Genomic DNA, 6,397 nt, shown 5'->3' on the forward strand with positions numbered 1-6,397 from the left:
GCTGCTGCAGTCCAACTGGAACTCGGGCTACCTCCAGCCATATCCCGGGGCAACGGATTTTAAAGTATACAAATAATTTCTATAAAATAAACAGCTTTAAAGCAATTCCTGTAAATACCGATTTACAGGAATTTTTCTTTTAGTTTTTCAAAAACAACCTGATCTACAGGAAGCGGGAAAGGATTGTCGGTCCGGTCGATATCCACCCATTCCGTCCTCTCGATACACGGATCAAGGATCAGGAAATCTTCCTCATTGATGATCCGTACCAGATAATAGATGGTCAGCAGTTGTTCATTTTCCCGGAACCGGGATACCAGGAAGTTTTCCTGTGTATAAAAATGTTCTTCGATTTCGATCTTTACATTCAGTTCTTCATCAAATTCACGGTGCAGGCAATCAATCACCCCTTCGCCGAATTCAAGCCCTCCGCCCGGAAATTTCATCAGGGGTTCACCGGCATACTCTTCAAATAAAGTGAGGACCTTCTTATCCTTTACAGCACAGGCATAGACCCGAATGTTGATTTTGTCTATCATATTAATAATTTGTCTGACCAAGGTAAGGAATTTTGACGATACATAAGAATCATGTGGGATGCCCACAATCAGATCCGGTATACGGCTGCAGATATTTTCAGATTCAATCCTGATCAGAAGGAAGGTATACTGTACTTCATATAAAAGATAATACGAATCTTCCGTCTCCGGAAATAGGATTTACCTGCATGCCGGCCTATCCTTTTACCGCATTAATCATCTCCCTTTTTCCCGGTGGCCCCTGTTTTTTTTCTACCGCAAAGCCGAGTTCCTGTAAAATTCTTCGTACACTCCCTTTGGAAGAGTAGGTGGTTAATAATCCGTTAACCGCCATCTTATCAGCAACCAGTTCAAAAAGCGGCTTTTCCCAGAGGTCAGGCTGTACCCTTGCGCCGAAGCAGTCGAAATAAACAAGGTTGATCTCTGGTAAGTCAATGTCTTTCAGCTCAAAAAAGTCACACTGTATTTTGGTAAGGTGGAAACCGGTAACGATTTCAACGGATTTTCCCCATTCCGCTTTGTGAATTTTCTGATAAATATTTGTGAATTCAGAATTGCCAAACAGCTCGGGATAAGCAAGATCTGCCGCTTCTGCTTCGGTTACTGGATATTTTTCCAGTGAAAAATAGTGAATGACATGATTTTTGTCAGTTTTTAAATATTCATTAATTGTTACCAAAACATTCAAACCTGTTCCAAAACCGAGTTCTAAAATATTAATTTCATAATCATTTACCAGAATAAGTCCGTTTTTGATAAACACATGTTCTGCTTCCTGCAGGGCACCGTGATGGGAATGGTAACTTTCATTTAAGTCGTTGATATATAATGTTTTGCTGCCGTCTGTAGTAGTCCTGATTTCTCTTTTCACGCTATTTTTTTACAAATTTACTCTAAAATTTTTATATTTAGAAAATTATGTTAAATTTGTGGAACATCATAAAAAATTTTAGAAATGATAATTCAAAAAACTGAAAACTCCAGAATTTCTGCATTCGACCCTGAAAATTTTTCTTTCGGAAATACTTTTATCGATCACATGGTGATCTGTGAGTATGAAGACGGAAAGTGGGGGGATGTGAAGATCGTTCCTTATGGTCCTTTATTATTTACGCCTGCTATGATGGGGGTAAACTACGGACAGGCTTGTTTTGAGGGTATGAAAGCCTATAAAGACAAAGACGGGCAGGTTTTCCTTTTCAGGCCTGAAAAGAATTTTGAACGTATCAATAAATCGGCAAAACGTCTGGCGATGCCGGAAGTAACCGAAGAAATGTTCCTGGGTGGACTGAAAGCGCTGGTGGATATTGACAGGGAATGGATTCCGCAGGGAGAAGGAATGTCCCTGTATATCAGACCGCTGATCTTCGCTACGGAAGAAGCCCTTAAAGCAAGGGTTTCCAATAAATATATGTTTGCCATTGTTGCCACACCGGCAAAAAGTTACTATACGGAACCGGTTTCAGTGAAGATTTCAGATCATTATTCAAGAGCGGCAAGCGGCGGGGTAGGTTCTGCAAAAGCTGCCGGAAACTATGCTGCTTCCTTTTATCCGACCCAGCTGGCCATAGAAGAAGGATATGAACAGATCATCTGGACCGATGATGCCACGCACGAATATTTTGAGGAAAGCGGGACAATGAACGTATTTGTCCGGATCAACGATACCATCTTTACACCACCGACTTCAGAAAAAATCCTGGACGGAGTTACCCGGGACAGTTTTATCCAGCTGGCCGGAAAAAGAGGGATTGAGGTAAAAGTAGAGCCCATCAAAGTAAAAGACGTTATTGAAGCCCAGAAGAACGGAACCCTGAAAGAGGTTTGGGGGGTAGGTACAGCTGTGGTGACTACCGTATTCCAGGCGCTTGGATACCAGGGAGAAAAACTGGAACTGCCAAGATTATCTGCCGAAGAAAGTTATGCTGAACTGCTGAAAAATGACCTGGTAGATCTTCAGACCAATCATGCGGAAGATCCTTTCGGATGGAGGGTGCAGGTAGACCATGTAATGGAAAGCGTATAAGAATCACTACTTCCTACAGATATAAAGCCGGAAAATTTTTCCGGCTTTTTTCTTTTCCGTACGATAGCTGCTGCTGTCTTTCCTGCTGCAGGCTGAAAACCGTGTTCTGCTGTTATGATGCCTGCCGGATGCCTGCCGGTTTTTAACCAGCTGATTTCCGGCCTGTCAGGTAATCATTTTGCCTTAGCCAGCCGGTGAAATATCAAATGGCAGGAACTTTTCATTGCTTTAATATGCAAAACTCCGCAGTTTAGTGCGTCTTAAAATAAAAGAATAACATTATTTTTGTGAAATGAAAATCCGAAATATTAAATATACTTTTTTCTTCTTTTCAGCAGTGGCCATGGGTTCCTGTGCCTCACAGAAAGCAGCATCCCCGGTAAAGCGGCCGGCTGCGCAGACCAGGCCTTCACTTCCTCCTAAACCTGATGCCGGCACGCCGCCTGCAGATGAAATATTCAGGGTAACGCTTCCCGAAATCAAAAGGGAATTCCGCGGTGCATGGATTGCCAGTGTAGCCAACATCAACTGGCCTTCCAGGAATAATCTTACGGTCGATCAGCAGAAAGCGGAAGCCATCAGCATGCTGGATATGCTGAAGGACCATCACTTCAATGCGGTCATTTTCCAGGCCCGGCCTTCCGCAGACGCTTTATACACCAGCAATATAGAGCCGTGGTCTTACTTTCTGACCGGTGAGACCGGCCGGGCGCCGTATCCGAATTATGATCCGCTGAAATTCTGGATCGAGGAAGCCCACAAAAGAGGGATGGAGCTCCACGTCTGGATGAACCCGTACCGTGCACATCATTCGAACGGAGGTTCTCCCAACGGATTATCCATGGTAAATAAGCTTTCCGATATCGTCATCCGGCTGAAAAACGGAATGTACTGGTTTGATCCGGCCAATCCTAAAACACAGGGCCATGTTTCCAATGTGGTAAAGGATATTGTCAAAAGATACGATGTGGACGCCGTACATTTTGATGATTATTTTTATCCGTATTCCACCTATAACAAGGGCACGGACTTTCCGGACAATACAACCTGGAATGCTTATGTCAACAGCGGCGGGACACTGACAAGAGCAGACTGGCGCAGGGATAATGTGAATAAATTCGTAGAAAGGATCTACAAAGAAATCCATGCTGAAAAAAGCTATGTAAAGTTCGGGATCAGTCCTTTCGGGATCTGGAAGCCGGGATATCCGCAGGGCGTAGTGGGCTCTTCGCAATATGATGAACTGTATGCGGATGCTAAATTATGGCTGAACAAAGGATGGGTAGATTACTTTTCGCCCCAGCTGTACTGGCCTATTGAATCCAAGGGGCAGCCTTTTGAAGCATTGCTGCAATGGTGGAAATCTGAGAATACCCTGAACCGTCATCTCTGGCCGGGACTTAACACGGTTGAAATAAGGGCCGCGGACCGACCGGCAGAGATCAGGAACCAGATCGAGGTTTCCCGGCAGGTGCTGGGAAATGATGCCGGCGAAATCCACTGGAGCATTGCAGGGCTGACAAAAAATGCAGGAATGCTTTCAGGACTGAAAAACGGTCCTTACAAGGAACAGGCACTGGTGCCGAAATCACCCTGGCTGAAAACGGTCCCTTTACAGACGCCTACCTTATTTATAAATGATAACGGAGCGGCCGTACAGGCAAGCTGGAGCACCAAAAATATCGGCGAAGTATTCCAATGGGTGCTGTTCAGGCAATATAACGGGAGCTGGGAAACAGAAATCCTGACACTGGACCAGCTATCGGCAGAAATTCCCAAATCGAAAGACGGAAAAATCCTTACGGCAGTCGCTATAAAAGCGGTCGACCGGTTGGGTAACGAAAGCGAATATATGGCAAAAAAGATACAGTGATCACCCTGATATGATACAATAATGGTCCTGCAGAATGCACTGCGGGATTTTTTGTACCCAACCGGATTCATGATAACCGTCTCTGATTATTTTTAACCTGTAACCGACGCAACAAACCGGACAGTCGTTGTTTTATTTTAGACTAACTATAAATTAAAAACGTATATTATTGTAAATCAATTTTTTATATTTTATTCCTATTCACATATTTACCACGTGAGGTAGGCCGGAATCATTTTTGCACTGATGATGGAAATCATTAAAAGATAATAAGAATATGAATACCAATAGACTTTCACCTCAGCTGGAAAAGGCATTGAGCGACCAGATGAACACAGAAGACCTGCAATCGAGAACTTACTTTTCATATGGGATCTGGGCAGCTGACAAAGGATATGCCGGGATATCGAATTTTCTGTTCCGCCATGCTCAGGAAGAAAGGGACCATGCTGTAAAATTCATGCAGTATGTATTAAACAGAGGCGGAAAGCCGAAAATTACCGAACTGCCAGCTCCGGGAGAGGAGCCTACCAGCCTTACCCATTGCTTCGACCTGGTTTTCCAGCATGAAGTCAATAATACGACGTCAATCTACAAACTTGTGGACCTTGCCTTTGAAGAAAAGGACTGGGCATCATGGAATTTCCTTCAATGGTTCGTAAAAGAGCAGATCGAGGAAGAAACATTTGCCATGAACCTGATTGACAAACTGAAGATTGCGGGCGGTGACAGAGCTTCCGATGAGTCATTATTTACGCTTGATAAAACCCTTGAAAGCCTGCCGGATGATGCAGAACAGGCACAGGATGCCACAGGACCGAATCCATAATAAACAACACACAACACTGAACGAAAATTTATTGCAGATCTGCCGGCTTGCCGGCAGGTCTTTTTTATTATGAAACTCGTTTTAAAATCACTATCTTTGCCCGCTGAAAGTTCAGGGTTTTCTTGAGCGTAAACATTGAACAGTAAACATTAAACTTTGAATCTGACGTTATGAAATGTGGAATCGTAGGCTTACCGAATGTAGGTAAATCAACTCTTTTTAATTGCCTGAGCAATGCCAAAGCGCAGTCGGCCAATTATCCTTTCTGTACCATTGAGCCCAATCTCGGAACGGTATCCGTACCTGACCACAGGCTTTTTGAGCTGGAGAAAATCGTAAAGCCCGAGAGAGTATTGCCGGCGGTAGTGGAAATTGTTGATATTGCCGGACTTGTAAAAGGTGCCAGCAAAGGCGAAGGCCTCGGAAACCAGTTCCTGGCCAACATCCGCGAATGTGAAGCGATCATTCATGTTCTGAGATGTTTTGACAATGGAAACATTATCCACGTTGAAGGTTCCGTGGATCCGATAAGGGATAAAGAAATCATCGATATCGAACTTCAGCTGAAGGATCTTGAAACCGTAGGAAAAGCGGTGGAAAAGGCAAAAAAATTCATCAAATCAGGAAAAAAAGAAGACATCCTTACCTATGAGACCCTGCAAAGCCTGCAGAAATTCCTGGAAGATGGTAAGAACGCAAGGGAGTTTGTTGCGGATGATGCCATGAAATCCATTATCGGTGATGTGCAGCTGCTTACCAACAAGCCTGTGCTCTATGTTTGTAATGTAGACGAGAATTCCATCAAGAACGGAAACGAATGGATCGGAAAGATTGAGGAAATGGCCAAAAAGGAAGGAGCTGAAGTAGTGGTGCTTGCAGCGCAGATCGAAGCGGATATCAACGAGCTGGAAACTTTCGAAGAGCGGGAAATATTCCTGGAAGAACTGGGGCTTACCGAACCCGGTGTAAACCGTCTGATCAGAAAGGCATATGACCTGCTGAAACTTCAGACCTATTTTACTGCCGGAGTAAAAGAAGTAAGGGCATGGACTATCGGACAGGGATGGACGGCACCACAGGCAGCAGGCGTAATCCATACCAGATCGGAAGAGCACACGTCTGAACTCCAG

Annotated in this window: 5 protein-coding genes; 3 read left to right on the top strand and 2 right to left on the bottom strand. The window is 44.1% G+C overall.

The window, feature by feature from the left end:
- Positions 1 to 122 precede the first annotated feature (122 nt).
- Together QZ735_RS13705 and mnmD are read right to left on the bottom strand one after the other, a co-directional pair.
- Positions 123 to 539, bottom strand: a complete 417-nt coding sequence (locus QZ735_RS13705) for an NUDIX hydrolase (protein WP_294249439.1) — start codon at positions 537 to 539, stop codon at positions 123 to 125.
- A 196-nt stretch (positions 540 to 735) separates the two neighbouring features.
- Positions 736 to 1,410 (bottom strand): tRNA (5-methylaminomethyl-2-thiouridine)(34)-methyltransferase MnmD, encoded by a 675-nt coding sequence (gene mnmD, locus QZ735_RS13710; RefSeq protein WP_294249444.1) that lies wholly within the window; start codon positions 1,408 to 1,410, stop codon positions 736 to 738.
- An 84-nt stretch (positions 1,411 to 1,494) separates the two neighbouring features.
- On the opposite strand from mnmD, the gene QZ735_RS13715 reads away from it, so the two are divergent.
- From QZ735_RS13715 to QZ735_RS13725, 3 genes are all read left to right on the top strand, one after another.
- Positions 1,495 to 2,565, top strand: coding sequence for a branched-chain amino acid aminotransferase (locus tag QZ735_RS13715; RefSeq protein ID WP_294249446.1), 1,071 nt, complete (start codon positions 1,495 to 1,497; stop codon positions 2,563 to 2,565).
- Positions 2,566 to 2,857: 292 nt separating this feature from the next.
- Positions 2,858 to 4,438 carry a family 10 glycosylhydrolase gene (locus tag QZ735_RS13720; RefSeq protein ID WP_294249448.1) on the top strand — a complete coding sequence of 527 codons (1,581 nt, stop codon included), beginning with the start codon at positions 2,858 to 2,860 and terminating at the stop codon, positions 4,436 to 4,438.
- Positions 4,439 to 4,715: 277 nt separating this feature from the next.
- Positions 4,716 to 5,267, top strand: coding sequence for a ferritin (locus tag QZ735_RS13725; protein ID WP_294249450.1), 552 nt, complete (start codon positions 4,716 to 4,718; stop codon positions 5,265 to 5,267).
- Positions 5,268 to 6,397: the final 1,130 nt, after the last annotated feature.

It is taken from the genome of uncultured Chryseobacterium sp., assembly GCF_913776365.1.
Classification (GTDB): Bacteria; Bacteroidota; Bacteroidia; order Flavobacteriales; family Weeksellaceae; genus Chryseobacterium.

Bases quoted from the DNA above. Each gene is read 5' to 3' on its own strand.
- QZ735_RS13705 (WP_294249439.1), bottom strand. From the start codon at position 539: ATGATAGACAAAATCAACATTCGGGTCTATGCCTGTGCTGTAAAGGAT.
- QZ735_RS13715 (WP_294249446.1), top strand. From the start codon at position 1,495: ATGATAATTCAAAAAACTGAAAACTCCAGAATTTCTGCATTCGACCCT.
- QZ735_RS13720 (WP_294249448.1), top strand. From the start codon at position 2,858: ATGAAAATCCGAAATATTAAATATACTTTTTTCTTCTTTTCAGCAGTG.
- QZ735_RS13725 (WP_294249450.1), top strand. From the start codon at position 4,716: ATGAATACCAATAGACTTTCACCTCAGCTGGAAAAGGCATTGAGCGAC.